Source organism: Bacillus sp. NPDC094064 (assembly GCF_050279585.1).
GTDB lineage: Bacteria > Bacillota > Bacilli > Bacillales > Bacillaceae_G > Bacillus_A.
In genome coordinates this window covers 355,449-370,973 of sequence record NZ_JBNNUI010000004.1, presented here as the reverse complement: position 1 = coordinate 370,973, position 15,525 = coordinate 355,449, and the positions used below count along the sequence as shown (strand labels likewise).

Genomic DNA, 15,525 nt, shown 5'->3' with positions numbered 1-15,525 from the left:
ATGGCTATTGAATGGGTAACAGAAGGCAATTATGAAGATATTATTTATTCAACATACAATGGTATCGCAAAGATTTCGATTAACCGCCCTGAAGTACATAACGCATTCCGTCCTAAAACGGTAATGGAGTTAATCAATGCTTTTGCACACGCTCGTGATGATGCAAATGTTGGCGTTATCATTTTAACAGGAGAAGGTGGACGTGCATTCTGTTCTGGCGGCGACCAAAAAGTTCGCGGTCATGGCGGATATGTAGGTGACGACCAAATCCCACGTCTAAACGTATTAGACTTACAACGTCTAATTCGCGCAATTCCTAAACCAGTTATCGCAATGGTAGCAGGTTATGCAATCGGTGGAGGACACGTACTTCATATCGTATGTGACTTAACAATCGCTGCAGACAACGCTGTATTCGGACAAACAGGTCCTAAAGTAGGAAGCTTTGACGGTGGATACGGAGCTGGTTACTTAGCTCGTATGGTAGGCCACAAGAAAGCTCGTGAAATTTGGTACCTATGCCGTCAATACAACGCACAAGAAGCGCTTGATATGGGCTTAGTAAACACAGTAGTACCATTAGAAGAACTTGAAGCAGAAACAGTACAATGGGCACAAGAAATTTTAGCAAACAGCCCAATGGCACTTCGCTTCCTAAAAGCTGCATTCAACGCAGACACAGACGGTCTAGCTGGTATTCAACAACTAGCTGGAGATGCAACGTTATTGTACTACACAACTGACGAAGCAAAAGAAGGCCGCGACGCGTTCAAAGAAAAACGCAGTCCGGACTTCGGTCAATTCCCTCGTTTCCCTTGATCAAACCAAAAGCGGAGCCGACTGTTTAGCCCCGTTGGCTAAGGTTCTTTCGCACAGAAAGTGTTTTTTACTTTCTCGTGCGGAAGGTTCTTAGACGGAAGGGGCTAGGAGGCGCAGCTGGATGAAACCAAAAGCGGAAGCGGCTCGCCTACAAAGTGAGACGCCACCGACGATCAAACCGGAAACAAAACAACTAAGAGACTTGATGTCATATCAGGTCTCTTTCTTTCATGAAAGGAGAATGGATGATGACGACGATGCCAAATTGGTTAAAGCAGCGTGCATTTTTAACACCAGATCGCACTGCAATTGAAATAGAGGAAGAGAAAGTTACTTTTATGCAGCTGCATGAAAAAGTAGTATCTGTTTGTGCGCACCTCCCGCATGTAGGAGTGAAGCGTGGGCAAAAGGTGGCTGTTCTGATGAAAAATGGTATGGAGATGATTACAGTTATTCACGCCCTATCTTACGTAGGTGCAGTAGCTGTACTTTTAAATACGCGTCTTTCAAGAGAAGAGCTACTTTGGCAAATGGATGATGCTGAAGTTGTTTGTTTAGTGACGGATCAACATTTTGATGCTAAAGATGTTCCCGTCTATCCATTCGCCGAGGTGATGAATGGATCGAAGGCGGAAGCATCTATACAAGAAGAATTCGTTTTAGAAGAAGCGATGACAATTATTTATACGTCTGGGACGACAGGAAAACCGAAAGGCGTTATTTTAACGTACGGAAATCACTGGGCAAGTGCAGTCGGTTCATCGTTTAACTTAGGACTTCGCGATGATGATTGCTGGTTAGCTTGTATGCCGATGTTCCACGTTGGCGGATTATCTCTTTTAATGAAAAATATTATGTACGGTATGCGTATTTTACTCGTTCCGAAATACGATGCTAATTTTATTCATAAAGCACTTCAAACGAGGGGCGTTACGATTATTTCTGTCGTTTCTAAAATGTTAACTGATTTATTAGAGAGACTTGGAGAAGGGACATATCCATCTTCTTTACGATGCATGTTACTTGGCGGAGGACCAGCGCCGAAACCGTTATTAGAAACGTGTGTAGAAAAAGGAATTCCTGTTTATCAAACGTACGGCATGACAGAAACATCATCGCAAATTTGTACGTTATCAGCAGATTACATGTTAACGAAAGTAGGGTCAGCTGGAAAGCCACTATTTCAGTGCCAACTTCGTATTGAAAAAGACGGTGTAGTAGTGCCGCCGTTTGCGGAAGGCGAAATCGTAGTAAAGGGACCAAACGTAACAGGCGGTTACTTTAACCGTGAAGATGCGACGCGCGAGACTATTCAAAACGGATGGCTTCATACTGGTGACCTCGGTTATTTAGACGAAGAAGGATTTTTATACGTATTAGATCGCCGCAGCGATTTAATTATTTCTGGCGGAGAAAATATATATCCGGCTCAAATTGAAGAAGTGTTGCTTTCTCATCCCGCGGTAGCGGAAGCTGGTGTTGTCGGTATGGGTGATGAAAGATGGGGACAAGTACCGGCTGCTTTTATTGTCAAAAGCGGAGAGGTAACAGAAGAAGAGATACTTCATTTTTGCGACGAGAAGTTAGCGAAATATAAAGTGCCGAAGAAAGCATGCTTCTTAGAGGAATTACCACGAAATGCTTCGAAGAAATTGTTAAGACGAGAGTTAAGACAATTAGTGGAGGAGATGTAAGTGGAAATAAAAAAAGCGACCCTTTATATAACAGAAATGCCACTCGTCATCCCGTTTGCTGCAAGCTATGGGACTTATGAAAAACGTGAGAGTATCGTTATTGAATTAGAAGATACGGACGGGTACATTGGATTTGGCGAAGTTGTTGCATTCTCTGAACCGTGGTATACGGAAGAAACAGTGAAGACAGCGCTACATGTACTTGAGGATTTTTTATTACCGGATTTATTGAAAGCTGAAATTTCTCATCCAAATGAAATACCAGATTTGTTCCAGTATATAAAGAGAAACCGAATGGCAAAAGCGGGAATGGAAGGAGCTGTTTGGGATTTATATGCAAAGCGTCAAAAGAAGTCATTAGCGACATTACTTGGGGGAACGAAGCCAAAAATTGAAGTTGGTGTTGTGATCGGGATCAATACGATTCCGGTTATGTTAAAACAAATCGAGAAGTACGCGGAAGAAGGATACGAGCGCTTTAAAGTAAAAATAAAGCCAGGGCATGACTACGAGTTATTGAAAGAAATTCGTAAAGAGTTCCCGCACATCCCGTTAATGGCTGATGCAAATTCAGCGTATACATTAGCGGATGCGGAGAAGCTAAAACGACTAGATGAATTTCAATTAATGATGATTGAACAACCGTTAGCGGATCACGATTTTCTTGATCATGCACAGTTGCAAAAGAAAATTGAAACGCCGATTTGTTTAGACGAAAGCATCCATAGTTTAGAAGATGCGCGCGTTGCAATTACGCTTGGCAGTTGCCAAATCGTGAATATTAAGCCAGGACGAGTGGGCGGATTAACTGAGTCGGTTCAAATTCATAATTATTGTATGGAGCATAACATCCCCGTTTGGTGCGGCGGTATGGTGGAGATGGGGATTTCACGAGCGCAAAACGTTGCCCTCGCCTCGTTGCCGAATTTTACAATTCCAGGAGATATATCAGCTTCTAGTAGACATTGGGAGAGGGATATTATTTCGCCGGAAGTGATGCTTGAGGGCGGAAAAGTGATTGTACCGCAAAGTATGGATACTGAGTATGAAGTAGACCGCGGGAGACTGGCGGAAATAACGAAGCAACGGATTATTTTGGAGCGGTAGGGCTTCTGTCGTTAATTATCGGTAAGTCGATATAATTCAATAATCGCTGATATAATTCGAGTTACGGTCGATATAATTCAATAATCGTCGATATAATTCAAGTTGTGGTCGATATATTTTGAAAATCGCCGATATAAATTTCATTTACTAAGGTTACTCTTATGAGTAGCCTTTTCGTATTGTACAAATTGGATAGACTAGTTTACAATCGAGCATATAAAAATGGAACGAGAAACAGGGGGAGTAAAATGAAGCACATTTCAATCTTGATAGCTGATGATGAGGCAGAAATTGCTGATTTAATTGAGATACATTTAGAAAAAGAAGGATATCATGTTGTGAAAGCAGCTGATGGAGAAGAGGCGATTCGAATTATTCAGTCTCAGCCAATCGACTTAGTTGTTTTAGATATTATGATGCCGAAAATGGATGGCTATGAGGTTACGCGTCAAATTCGCGCTAAATATCATATGCCAATCATTTTCTTAAGCGCGAAAACATCTGATTTCGATAAGGTGACAGGGCTTGTACTAGGTGCGGATGATTATATGACGAAGCCTTTTACACCAATTGAATTAGTTGCGCGTGTAAATGCACAACTGCGTAGATTTCTTACGCTAAATCAATCGAAAGTAGAAGAAAGTAAATCTGCTTTAGCAATAGGCGGAGTCGTTATTGATCCTGAGCGAAGAACAGTAAATGTGTACGGAGAACAAGTTGAATTAACACCGAAAGAGTTTGATATTTTATATTTATTAGCGAGTTACCCGAAGAAAGTGTACAATGTGGAAAATATTTTTCATCACGTATGGGCAGATGATTATTATGAAGGCGGAAATACAGTGATGGTACATATTCGTACGTTGCGGAAAAAACTTGGGGAAGATAAAAGAAAGGATAAATTAATAAAAACAGTGTGGGGGGTAGGTTATACTTTTAATGGATAAAAAGATGAGAAGTTTTCGTTCGAAGATGGTTATGCTATTCGCGTTAAGTATGATATTAGCTGGTGGCGTAACATATATAATTTATGAAGGGTTACGGATTTATTATAAATCAGAAGTTCTTTATGAGGATCGTTTAGCCGAAGTGCGTTTTATGATAAGACAAATTGGGGATGTTAATTTCTTTTTAATTATTTTCATCCCTCTATCCATTATGTTTTTCTTCTTTCTTACAAAACCGTATTTAAAATATTTTAATGAGATTTCAAGCGGGATCCATCATCTTGCGAATGGAGATTTTACAAATCAAGTGCGCGTTTCATCGAATGATGAGTTTGGATATATCGCACGTGAAATAAACGTAGCGAGTGAAAAATTAAAGGAAGCAGTGGAACGAGGAGACTTTGCAGAAAGTAGTAAAGATCAGCTTATTGTTAACTTAGCTCATGATTTAAGAACACCGTTAACATCTGTTTTAGGTTATTTAGATTTAATTCTTAAAGATGAGAATTTGACGAAGGAACAAATTGAACATTTTTCCAAGATTGCTTATACGAAATCACAAAGGCTGGAAAGTTTAATAGATGAGCTATTTGAAATTACACGTATGAATTATAGTATGTTGAAATTAAATAAACAACCGATTGATGTAGGTGAGCTGCTTATGCAGCTAGACGAAGAATTGTATCCGTCACTAGAGAAACATCATTTAGAAGCTAGATTGAATATTGATCCCCATTTACCGATTAACGGTGATGGGAAATTACTAGCAAGGGTATTTGAAAATCTTTTAACGAATGCGATTCGTTACGGATATGATGGACAGTTTGTTGATATGAACGGATATATGGACCAAGAAGAGGTAGTAGTACAAATTATCAATTACGGAGATAGCATTCCAGAAGATGATTTACCGTTTCTTTTTGATATGTTTTATACAGGTGATAAAGCGAGAACAGAGAACCGTGGCGGGACAGGTTTGGGACTATTTATTGCAAAAAATATCATCGAGCAACATAACGGGACAATCTCTGCTGAAAGTAATGTAGTTAGAACGATATTTGAAGTGAGATTGCCAAAAGATGAGAACTTAACAATTTAATAAAAATTTAAACTTTACCCCACTTTTTATTTTAATAGTTTTTTCTATTCTATACGTAAGTTACGTTAAGGAGGAACTAGAAATGAAAAAGTGGGTATTTGTTTTTCTTTTTATAGCATGCACAGTATGTGTAGGCTTTTATATATCACCGTTATTTCAAAAGAAAATTGATGTGAAAATCGGCGGGAAAGATAGTACGGTAAAGGCTGTAAATACGGAAAAGATAGAGATTACAGAAGAACAAATTTATAAAGGGGATCTATTATTAGTTAACAAAGATTACCCAGTAAAAAAAGATAGTATCAGGTCTGATATTATAAATGTAAATCATAATAGTGAATTAGTAAGAGGCTATGTAATATTTGATAGAAACCTTCGTTTATCAAAGGATGTTGTGAAAAAGTTTTTGAACGTTGTCGATGCAGCTGGGAAAGATGGAATACAGCATTTCTTAATGAGTAGCGGGTATCGAAATTTTAAAGAACAAAGTAAATTATATAAAGAAAGGGGATCTGATTATGCACTCCCAGCAGGATACAGTGAGCATAATTTAGGGTTATCACTGGACGTTGGGTCTACTCAAATGAAAATGGAGAAAGCTCCTGAAGGAAAATGGATTGAAGAGAACGTGTGGAAGCACGGCTTTGTATTACGCTATCCGAAAAATAAAAGTAACATTACAGGCATACAATATGAGCCTTGGCACATTCGTTATGTCGGCTTACCACATAGCGCAATTATGCAAAAGAAGAAAATTACGTTAGAGGAATATTTGGACTTCTTAAAAGAGAAAAAAGAAATTTCAACGAATGTAGAAGGTAAGAAATACACGGTTTCTTATCATAAAGTTTCTGGGAACATGAAAGTGAATGTTCCAGTAAATAAGCAGTATGAAATTTCGGGGAACAATATGGACGGGGTTATTGTGACGGTTCAGGAATAGTGAAAAAATATCTGAGGTAGATAGATTGTTGTATTCTACACTACATATTATTAATAATTACCTCAAGATATTGTTAGATGGATGCTAGTATGTTTAAAGTTCATTTTATCCCGCTATTTGTGGATATTCCGATTGGTGAGGGCTAATAATCAGTGGAGGATGAATCCCCGCTGATTAAAGTTTCACTTTATTTAAGGGGAGACCATGTATACCCCATACATCGGTTATTTAGCTTGATAGACATTGTAGTTGAAAATAATAAAATCGCTGAGGTGACGAAAGCTGGTGCTGGGGATACTTATACGAGCGGGGTTATTCATGGCGAGATAGAAGAGTTTGCACCAGAGAAAGCTGTTTCATTTGCGTCAGCAACTGGAATGCTTGCACATACAATCGTCGGTGATACGCCAATGTCATCAGAGAAAGATATACTTCGGGCAATGATGGCATCAGTAGGTGATGTAGAAAGGTAGTGGGTGTAACGGTGAACGTAACGAGGTATACATTTAGAAAACTTTAGAGATGAAGTTGGCGAAGTAATTGAATATAGTGAAGGCTACTACAATACAGAAATGCAGCATTATGTAGTGAATTACGATAAAGAGGAAGCAAATGCTTCCTCTTTTTTTGCGGAAATCTATAGGAAAGGAGTATCGATTTTTACTTTTACGAATGAAGCTCAATTTCTAAAACAAGCCCGTTTTTAGATGAGCCAAGCTTCCTATTCGCCCTGAAAACATAATATAAATGGAATCCCCTCATTTAGAGCAAGGTGAACTTGTTATGAATGATACTAAAGGAGGAATAGAGTAATGAGCGAAAAGTGTGAACACAGACATGATGATTGTCACCGTAGACATGGTTGTGGAGGCGGTTTTGCGCTTCTAATCGTATTGTTTATTTTATTAATCATTATCGGTGCTAGCTGCTTCGGCGGTGGCGGTGGTTGTGGTTACGGCGGTTATGGTGGATATGGCGGCGGCTATGGTGGATACTGCTGCTAATTATTAAAAACTATTGAAAATGGCTTTGTGCGTATTGCACAAGGCCATTTTATTCATATTTTTATATGCTGTGATAATTTATTAATGTACAGAGAACGGATTAAGAAGAAGAAAATAATCTCGATAATCCCGAACAAAGTAAGTATAATCACTAATTCCTTTAATAAAGAGAAAGAGAACATGCTTTGTAAAAACTGAATCGCAAATATTGTATGAACACCAGCAACGATATAAGGAATGAAAAATAAAATTCCTAATTGAATCGTTGCAGAACGAAACATTTCCGATTCTGTTAAGCCAAGTTTTGTAATTGTAATGTACTTTTGTTTTTCAGTCGTTAAATCATTATACATACGGAAGTATAAAACACTAGCTGCCCCGATAAAGAACATAAAGCCAAGAAATGTCCAAATAAAGAAAGTAGCAATTGAATTTCCTTTACTGTAGTTTAGATAATCAGTAGCTGTATGAATATTAAATGGAGTGTTAGGAGCCGATTCTATATCTTTATATGCCTTATAGAAGCTATCCGCATCATTACTAATATGTTTTAACATATTTTTTGTCGGAACAATTGCATCTTCCCAGTTTTCAACGAAGTAGTTATAAACTGTGGTCGTTTCAATATGAGGAATCACATTATTAAATGCATAATCTTGTACAACAATTATATGTGGGAATGCATAGGCTGGTTCGATCCCTTTATTAATAAATCCTTTAATATGAAATTCTTTTTTATTTGATCCGAGTGTAATTGTATTTTGTTTTGCAAATGGATTGGATACAAGGTTTAATAGTTCTGGCGAGTACCGAGAAATAATATAAACTTGTGTAGAATCAAGGGTTATTTCCGGCCTCTGTAATTGTTTCGCAAGTGTGTTATAGTCACTCATTTTCATAAGAGTAATGTCTTCTTTTAAAGCTGTATCTTGTAACACTGTGAACTTATGCTTATTGTATTGAAAATTAGCATTTGTAAGCTCCGTTTCAATTGTAGTAATGTGCTTTTGTTCAAATGAATTTTCACCTTTGGACGTATAGGTGAAGGGGAAAGGATATCGTTCTAATGTCGATGCTTTCGTATTATTATTAGCAGCAAATAGCCCAATGATAATTGTGAATGCAAGTGCTGACAACATAGAAACGATAAAGAGCACATTAATATTACTACGCGTACGGCTAGCTAAATCTGAAATCCATAACATGTTTATTTGTTTCATATAAAACTTTCTCCGCTTTTTTAAGATAAAGATAAAGAGGAGAAATGTTTGTGAAAAGAATAAATATGTCCCGACTACTACGAGCGGTAAAATAGATAATATAATAAAGGCTACCGATCCATTCCGTACATTTTTTTCTGTTACGTAGCCTTGCGGATAACCAGCAATATAATAGCACAGTCCTAAACAAATTAAGGCAAATAATGAAATGAGTATAGACGGCCTTTTTTCGTCTTTTTCATTTTTATTATTTTTAATTAATCGAGTTGTTTTACGAGTACGAATGAACATCGGTGTAAATGTAGAAACGATGAAAAATAAAATAATAAATGTTACTGTTGTAACGATAATTGCTTCTGTTGGCCAATATAAATAGAGGCCTTTAGCATTTGTTAATTTAGAAGTAACGAGTAAGAAAAGGTTAGAAAATACAAGCCCGCCTTGAATACCAGCAAAAATAGCGAGCATTCCGATAATCATATTTTCAGTAAACAAAAGACGTTTTAATTGTTTTTGAGATATACCGAGAACAGTTAAAACGCCAAATTGCTGTTTCCGGACATTTAAAAATGTTCCAATAGAATATAAGAGAAAGAAGAACGAGAACAAAACGATAACAAACTGTGCCATGCCAGCTAAGTTCATGAGAGGGTCTTGTTCATGTGATTGATTCATAATTTGTAACTGTGGGTGATATGCGTATACAGTAAATGAAAAGAAAACCATGATAGCAAACGCACTACTTACAAAGTAGGCGAAATATGCTTTCGAATTACGCGAGACATTTTTAAATGCGAATTGCCAAAATGTCATCCACGTCTTCCTCCTAATAAGGCTAAAACATCTAATATTTCTTGATAAAATTTCTCACGGTACAATCCGCGGTGTAGTTCATTGTAAAGTTCTCCATCTTTAATGAAAATAACACGGTTACAATAACTTGCTGCAAATGGATCGTGTGTAACCATTAAAATTGTTGCATCTTCTTCTTTGTTTAACTTCGTAAATAGCTCCATTACATCGATGGCTGCTTTTGAGTCCAAGTTTCCTGTCGGTTCATCAGCTAGTAAAAGAGACGGATGATGAATAACAGCACGTGCTACTGCAGTACGCTGTGCTTGTCCTCCTGATACTTCAAAGATACGCTTGTCTAAAATATGATCAATTCCAAGTTTTTTTGAAATGTTATCAAGCTTTTCATCCATTTCTTTTAATGGAACATTATCTAATGTTAAAGGTAGTACGATATTTTCACCGATTGTTAGTGTATCTAGTAGGTTAAAGTTTTGGAAAACAAATCCTAATTCTTGGCGACGGAAAATAGCTAACTTCTCTCTACGAAATGTGTGCGGTTTTTTTCCGTTAATAACGACATCACCAGAAGTAGGAGAATCAATTGTAGAAATAACGTTTAAAAACGTAGATTTACCGCTACCAGATGGCCCCATAATCGCAACGAATTCACCTTTATCTACGTGTAAATTTATATTTTTTAAAGCAGTATGAGAGACCTTCCCCTCATACACTTTTGAGACGTTTTTAATGTGTAATACTTCTTCCATAGTAATCACCTTTCTATTTTCTAAAACTTAATGTGTTGTGATAATTTTTGCATATAAAAGGAACGAATTAAAAGGAAAAATAAAATTTCAACTGTTCCAAAAATCATAAGTACGACTGTAATTTCAGCGAAGAACGAGAGATGTAATATTTCTTGTAGCATCTTTGTCGCAAACATCGTATGGATCGATGCCATAATATAAGGGACGAAGAATAAAATAGCCAGCTGAATTGTCGCTGAACGTTTCATTTCAGATTCAGTTAAGCCGATTTTCGTGATCGTTATATACTTTTCTTGCTCGTTTGTTAAATCTGTATACATGCGGAAGTAAAGGACACTACCAGCACCGATAAAGAAAATAACGCCAAGGAAGGTTCCGATTAAAAAGAATGAAGCGACATTTAGTTTCGTGTTATATAGAGAGTTACTCGCTTCACTTGCATGGAACGGCGGGTGCTCTGCTTGGATAGCTGCATTGTCGTTAGCGATTTTTGTTATAAATGCTGAACCGATGTTATGTGCTTTTTCCCAATCCATAACTTTGAAGCTATATACACTCATTTGTTTTGAAATAGTTGATAGGGCTTCTACATTTTCATCAGATAGTATGAGCAATTGGTATATTAAGTTATTTGGTAATGGGTTATAACTTTTATATTCTTTCACTTGTAGTTGTAAATTGTTTTGAGTAAGTGTAAGAGTATTTTTCTTTTCGTTATTTTGAAGTGTTCCAAAGACTTGATCATCTAAGTCTTTCATAAGAATATAAGATTCATCCTTATTCAACGTAAGAGTTTCCCAATTTAACGCCTTAGCAAGTACATTATAGTCACTTTGTTTAATGGCATAATAGAGCTGCGGGTTATCTTCAGCTGAAGATACTTCATATATATCCGTTTTAAATTTTGTATACGTAAAGTGCTCTTCATTAAATTTTTGCTCTAACCAGTTTAAATGTTCGTTAGCCAACGTATTTTCAGTATGTGATAAATATGTAAAAGGGAAAGGGTTTTGCCTAATTTCATCAAACTTTGTAAATTTCCCGAATCCATATAAGAATGTAATCATTGTAAAAGCGAGCGTTGATAGCATCGCGACGATAAACAACATATTAATATTTGTTCGAATGCGCGTTGCTAAATCAGAAATCCAAAGCATATTAATTCGTTTCATATAAAATTTTCTTCGCGTTTTTAATATACGAATGAGTAAAAAACTAATCTGTGAAAAGAAAAAATATGTTCCAGCTGCAACGAGTGATGGAATGACCAATATACTAGAGACGGCGTACAAAAGTCCAATTACAGTTCCAAGTGACATGAAATATAACGGATTTGCTGCTAATACGTATCCAGATATTAAACATAGCGCACCAAATAAAGAAATAAGCACGGATGCTTTTCTTTCTTTATGTTGTTTTCCTTCTTTTAAAAGTCGTACAGCTTTTCTCGTGCGGATCAGCATCGGTGTAAAAGACGATACGAGAATAAAGAGACCGAGAAAGATTACAGTTGTTAAAATAATAGCGCCTGTAGGCCAATATAAATATAGACCAGGCACATGCGTAATTTTGGCGGTAACTAATAAAAAGAACTGTGAAAAGACAAGTCCAAGTTGTATGCCAAAAAATATAGAAAGAATACCAATTAACATGTTTTCTAAAAAGACGAGTCTTTTTAATTGTTTTTGGGATATGCCAAGTACTGTTAATATCCCGAACTGTTTTTTTCGTACTTTTAAAAACGTACCAATAGAATAGAGTAAAAAGAAAAATGAAAAGAACACAATGACAACTTCTGAAATTGTCATTAATACGTTCAGAGCATAATTTACGTCTGTCATGTGCAATTTCGGATGAAATAAATAAACTGCAAATGAGAAAAAAATGGCGATGGAAAACGCACTGCTTACAAAATAGGCGAAATAAGCTCTGGCGTTCCTTGTGACGTTTTTAAATGCAAACTGCCAAAATGTCATTCACCTAAACCTCCTAATAGAGTAAAGATGAAAAGAGTATAAGAGATACTCCTTTCATCAAATTTGCTTTAAATATTTTGTCCATTCGTATATTGTGATAACTTTTGCATATAAAGCGAACGAATGAATAAGAAAAAGATGATTTCAACTATGCCAAAAATAATAAGAACGGCTGAAACTTCTTTGAATAATGATAGATCAATTACATCTTGGAGCATTTTTGTCGCAAACATTGTATGAATGGATGCCATAACGTACGGAACAAAAAATAAAATGCTAAGTTGAATGGTCGCAGAACTTCGCATTTCTGCATCGGTTACACCTATTTTAGAAATCGCCACGTATTTTTCTTGCTCGTTCGTTAAATCGGTATACATTCTGAAGTAAAGAACGCTGCCTGCTCCAATAAAGAAAATGACTCCTAGGAATGTCCCGATTAGGAAGTATGCGGCACTACCAGATGTGATTCTATATAATGAGCCTGCTGATTCAAAGTAGCGAATGAGAGACCCTTCGTGCTGAGAATTTTGTCGGTCTTTTTGTATTTTTTGTATAAAATCATCGGCAATTTTATACGTCTGTTCCCAGTTTTGTATTTTGTAATTGTACGCTGATATATGCATTGTTGTATTTGGTAAGTTGTTTATAACAGCGTCAGGTACAACCAACGTTTGATAGGAAAAACTAGATGGAATTGCATTGACAGGTTCATAGCCTTTTACTCGTAATTTCGTATTTGTACTAGAGAGTGTAATGTAATCTCTGTGGTAGCTTTGCTCAAATTCGTTGAATATGGTGATATAAGATGTCCCATTTAAAACATATGCTTCGTTATCATCTATGAATAGTTGTTTCATTCGTAAAGAATCTGCAAGTTTGTTATAGTCACTTTGCTTAATTGCGTATACGTCATTATAAATAGCTATATCTTTATCTTCCTCTAGTGGTGCTTCATATATATCAACTTTTATTTTCTTATAAGAGAAATGTTCTTTTTGTAATTGTTGCTCAAGCCAATTTAAATGCTCTGTAACAAAAGGATTCGCATCATAAGAAAAATAAGAAATTGGGAAGGGGGAGTTTCTCGTAACTTCTAATTTCGTAAATTTCCCGAGCCCATATAAAAACGTAATCATTGTAAAAGCGACAGTAGAGAGCATCGCCACAATAAAAAGCATATTAATATTCGTTCGAATACGGCTTGCTAAATCAGAAATCCAAAGCATATTAATTCGTTTCATATAAAACGTTCTTCTTTTCTTTAAAATATAAATAAGTAAAAAACTAATTTGAGAAAAGAAGAAATACGTCCCAATTGTAACAAGCGTTGGAATCACGAAAATACTTGAAACCATATATATAACGCCTACTTGTGGATTTATTGAAACGAAATATTTAGGGTTCGCTGCTAAAAGATAACCACCTAATAAGCAGATAGCACCAAATAGAGAGACGAATATGGATGGTTTTCTTTCTTTTTGTTTTCCACCATTAACTTTTAAAAGATGTACCGTTTTTTTCGTACGAATTAGCATTGGTGTCAATGAAGATACAGCGATAAAGAGACTAAGAAATACAATCGTTGTTAAAATAAAAGCATTCGTAGGCCAATATAAATATAGTCCTGGTAGATGTGTAATTTTCGCTGTTACTAATAAGAAAAATTGCGAAAAGATAAGACCGAACTGCATACCGAAAAAGATAGATAAAATCCCAATTAACATATTTTCAGTGAAAATGAGTCGATGTAATTGCTTTTTTGATATACCTAAAACGGTTAACACACCAAATTGTTTTTTACGAACTTTTAAAAACGATCCGATTGAATAAAGTAGAAAGAAGAACGAGAACAAGACAATGACAACTTCTGAAAACATCATTAATCCTGAAATTTCAGAGATCATACTGAAATTTTGTAATTTCGGATGAAACAAATAAACAGCGAATGAAAAGAAAACAGCAATTGAAAACGAGCTACTTACGAAATAAGCGAAGTAAGCTCTTGCATTACGTGTTACATTTTTAAATGCAAATTGCCAAAAATTCATATGCTATACCTCCAAGTCGAAAGGATAGCCCTATTTGTATTACAAAAAATGTATGAGAGTAAATTCTCATACATTTCAGGAGTAACTAAGTTCATTCCTCAGTCACCTTCTCTAACGGATTGTTTGCGGCGTTATGGAAGATGATTTTAATCGTCGTTCCTTTACCAACTTCAGAATCTAGTTTGACAGAGTGCCCTAAATAATCACAAATTTTACTTACAATATAAAGGCCCATACCAGTAGATTCTCCGAAGGTACGACCATTTTTCCCTGTGTAAAATGGTTCAAATACTCTTCGAATATCTTCTTGCGGAATACCTACGCCTTCATCACGAACTTCTAAAATAATATCTTTTCCGTTTCGATAAGCTGATAAGAATACCTTCTTCCCGCGCTCACCAGAGTAACGAACAGCATTGGTCATTAACTGATAGATAATGAATTTTAACCATTTCGCATCAGACGCAACTTTTAAATCAGAATGAACTTCTAAAACGGGGAAGACGCCATTACGAATGAATAGTTCTTTTAGACCGTTAATATTTTTTGTTACCGTATCTTTTAATGAAATCGTCTCGACATGGAAATCTTCATGGAAGTTATTTAACCGAGCCATGTATAAAGCCATATCAAGCCCTTGGTTTAGGCGCTCTAATTCCTTCTTGAACTTTGGAATTAAATGTTCATCTTCCATTTCGAGCACCATAAGCTGCATGACAGAAACAGGTGTCTTCATTTGATGCACCCAGTGGTTAATGAATAATTGATGTTCTTGTTGTTTTACTTCATATGATTGTAGTTCTTTTTGGAAGAGACGGTACTGCGTACGTACGAGTTCATTGACACCGTGAGGCATTGGAGCGGTTGCTCTTTCAATAAATGCGTCTTCCATTTTTTCTGGTTGCTCACTTAATCTATGATACATTCTACGATTGCGAACGTAACGATAAGCGAGAAAACAAATGAATAAGTATAAGCTTAAAACTACGAAGTAAAATTTATTATTTTGAAATCCATCTACTGCATCATAGAGAACGAAAATGATACCGAAGTTTAATACGTACAGTAGAAAAAATGCAAAATGATCACGTAAAAATAGCTTCATG

At 36.2% G+C, this 15,525-nt stretch carries 12 protein-coding genes and 2 pseudogenes; 9 read left to right on the top strand and 5 right to left on the bottom strand.

Annotation, left to right across the window (positions count from 1 at the left end):
• From menB to ACQKNI_RS12445, 9 genes and pseudogenes are all read left to right on the top strand, one after another.
• A complete protein-coding gene (menB, locus tag ACQKNI_RS12485; RefSeq protein WP_000963892.1) occupies window positions 1-819 on the top strand; it encodes a 1,4-dihydroxy-2-naphthoyl-CoA synthase in 819 nt (272 codons plus the stop codon).
• Window positions 820-1,067: 248 nt separating this feature from the next.
• Window positions 1,068-2,513 carry an o-succinylbenzoate--CoA ligase gene (locus tag ACQKNI_RS12480; RefSeq protein ID WP_141524781.1) on the top strand — a complete coding sequence of 482 codons (1,446 nt, stop codon included), beginning with the start codon at window positions 1,068-1,070 and terminating at the stop codon, window positions 2,511-2,513.
• Complete coding sequence (gene menC, locus ACQKNI_RS12475) at window positions 2,514-3,620, top strand: o-succinylbenzoate synthase (protein ID WP_427282410.1); 1,107 nt, start codon at window positions 2,514-2,516, stop codon at window positions 3,618-3,620.
• A gap of 248 nt (window positions 3,621-3,868) precedes the next feature.
• Window positions 3,869-4,567, top strand: a complete 699-nt coding sequence (locus ACQKNI_RS12470; protein WP_088232889.1) for a response regulator transcription factor — start codon at window positions 3,869-3,871, stop codon at window positions 4,565-4,567.
• The gene (locus ACQKNI_RS12465) at window positions 4,560-5,666 is read left to right on the top strand and encodes a HAMP domain-containing sensor histidine kinase (protein ID WP_098253016.1); all 1,107 of its coding nucleotides are present in this window, start codon (window positions 4,560-4,562) and stop codon (window positions 5,664-5,666) included. The genes ACQKNI_RS12470 and ACQKNI_RS12465 overlap by 8 nt, the downstream gene beginning before the upstream one ends.
• 82 nt (window positions 5,667-5,748) lie before the next feature.
• On the top strand, window positions 5,749-6,609 hold the full coding sequence (locus ACQKNI_RS12460; RefSeq protein ID WP_088232887.1) for a M15 family metallopeptidase: 861 nt from the start codon (window positions 5,749-5,751) through the stop codon (window positions 6,607-6,609).
• 278 nt (window positions 6,610-6,887) lie between these two features.
• Window positions 6,888-7,082: pseudogene (locus ACQKNI_RS12455) on the top strand (sugar kinase); the annotation flags it as partial.
• A gap of 21 nt (window positions 7,083-7,103) precedes the next feature.
• Window positions 7,104-7,208: pseudogene (locus ACQKNI_RS12450) on the top strand (GntR family transcriptional regulator); the annotation flags it as partial.
• Between the two features lie 213 nt (window positions 7,209-7,421).
• Window positions 7,422-7,613, top strand: a complete 192-nt coding sequence (locus ACQKNI_RS12445) for a YjcZ family sporulation protein (RefSeq protein ID WP_088232886.1) — start codon at window positions 7,422-7,424, stop codon at window positions 7,611-7,613.
• A 53-nt stretch (window positions 7,614-7,666) separates the two neighbouring features.
• Here ACQKNI_RS12445 and ACQKNI_RS12440 read toward each other — a convergent pair whose 3' ends face one another.
• The 5 genes from ACQKNI_RS12440 to ACQKNI_RS12420 all read right to left on the bottom strand — a co-directional run bounded on the left by ACQKNI_RS12440 (window position 7,667) and on the right by ACQKNI_RS12420 (window position 15,524).
• Window positions 7,667-9,646 carry an FtsX-like permease family protein gene (locus ACQKNI_RS12440; RefSeq protein WP_098253015.1) on the bottom strand — a complete coding sequence of 660 codons (1,980 nt, stop codon included), beginning with the start codon at window positions 9,644-9,646 and terminating at the stop codon, window positions 7,667-7,669.
• Window positions 9,643-10,395 carry an ABC transporter ATP-binding protein gene (locus ACQKNI_RS12435; RefSeq protein WP_427282409.1) on the bottom strand — a complete coding sequence of 251 codons (753 nt, stop codon included), beginning with the start codon at window positions 10,393-10,395 and terminating at the stop codon, window positions 9,643-9,645. The genes ACQKNI_RS12440 and ACQKNI_RS12435 overlap by 4 nt, the downstream gene beginning before the upstream one ends.
• 20 nt (window positions 10,396-10,415) lie before the next feature.
• On the bottom strand, window positions 10,416-12,371 hold the full coding sequence (locus ACQKNI_RS12430) for an FtsX-like permease family protein (RefSeq protein WP_088232884.1): 1,956 nt from the start codon (window positions 12,369-12,371) through the stop codon (window positions 10,416-10,418).
• Window positions 12,372-12,439: 68 nt separating this feature from the next.
• Window positions 12,440-14,419: an FtsX-like permease family protein gene (locus ACQKNI_RS12425; RefSeq protein ID WP_098253014.1), complete on the bottom strand. Its 1,980-nt coding sequence runs from the start codon at window positions 14,417-14,419 to the stop codon at window positions 12,440-12,442.
• Between the two features lie 91 nt (window positions 14,420-14,510).
• Window positions 14,511-15,524, bottom strand: a complete 1,014-nt coding sequence (locus tag ACQKNI_RS12420; RefSeq protein ID WP_088232882.1) for a sensor histidine kinase — start codon at window positions 15,522-15,524, stop codon at window positions 14,511-14,513.
• Window position 15,525 lies beyond the last annotated feature (1 nt).

Coding starts and splice junctions, on each gene's coding strand:
- menB (WP_000963892.1), top strand. CDS start 1: ATGGCTATTGAATGGGTAACAGAAGGCAATTATGAAGATATTATTTAT.
- ACQKNI_RS12480 (WP_141524781.1), top strand. CDS start 1,068: ATGACGACGATGCCAAATTGGTTAAAGCAGCGTGCATTTTTAACACCA.
- ACQKNI_RS12470 (WP_088232889.1), top strand. CDS start 3,869: ATGAAGCACATTTCAATCTTGATAGCTGATGATGAGGCAGAAATTGCT.
- ACQKNI_RS12465 (WP_098253016.1), top strand. CDS start 4,560: ATGGATAAAAAGATGAGAAGTTTTCGTTCGAAGATGGTTATGCTATTC.
- ACQKNI_RS12460 (WP_088232887.1), top strand. CDS start 5,749: ATGAAAAAGTGGGTATTTGTTTTTCTTTTTATAGCATGCACAGTATGT.
- ACQKNI_RS12445 (WP_088232886.1), top strand. CDS start 7,422: ATGAGCGAAAAGTGTGAACACAGACATGATGATTGTCACCGTAGACAT.
- ACQKNI_RS12440 (WP_098253015.1), bottom strand. CDS start 9,646: ATGACATTTTGGCAATTCGCATTTAAAAATGTCTCGCGTAATTCGAAA.
- ACQKNI_RS12435 (WP_427282409.1), bottom strand. CDS start 10,395: ATGGAAGAAGTATTACACATTAAAAACGTCTCAAAAGTGTATGAGGGG.
- ACQKNI_RS12430 (WP_088232884.1), bottom strand. CDS start 12,371: ATGACATTTTGGCAGTTTGCATTTAAAAACGTCACAAGGAACGCCAGA.
- ACQKNI_RS12425 (WP_098253014.1), bottom strand. CDS start 14,419: ATGAATTTTTGGCAATTTGCATTTAAAAATGTAACACGTAATGCAAGA.
- ACQKNI_RS12420 (WP_088232882.1), bottom strand. CDS start 15,524: ATGAAGCTATTTTTACGTGATCATTTTGCATTTTTTCTACTGTACGTA.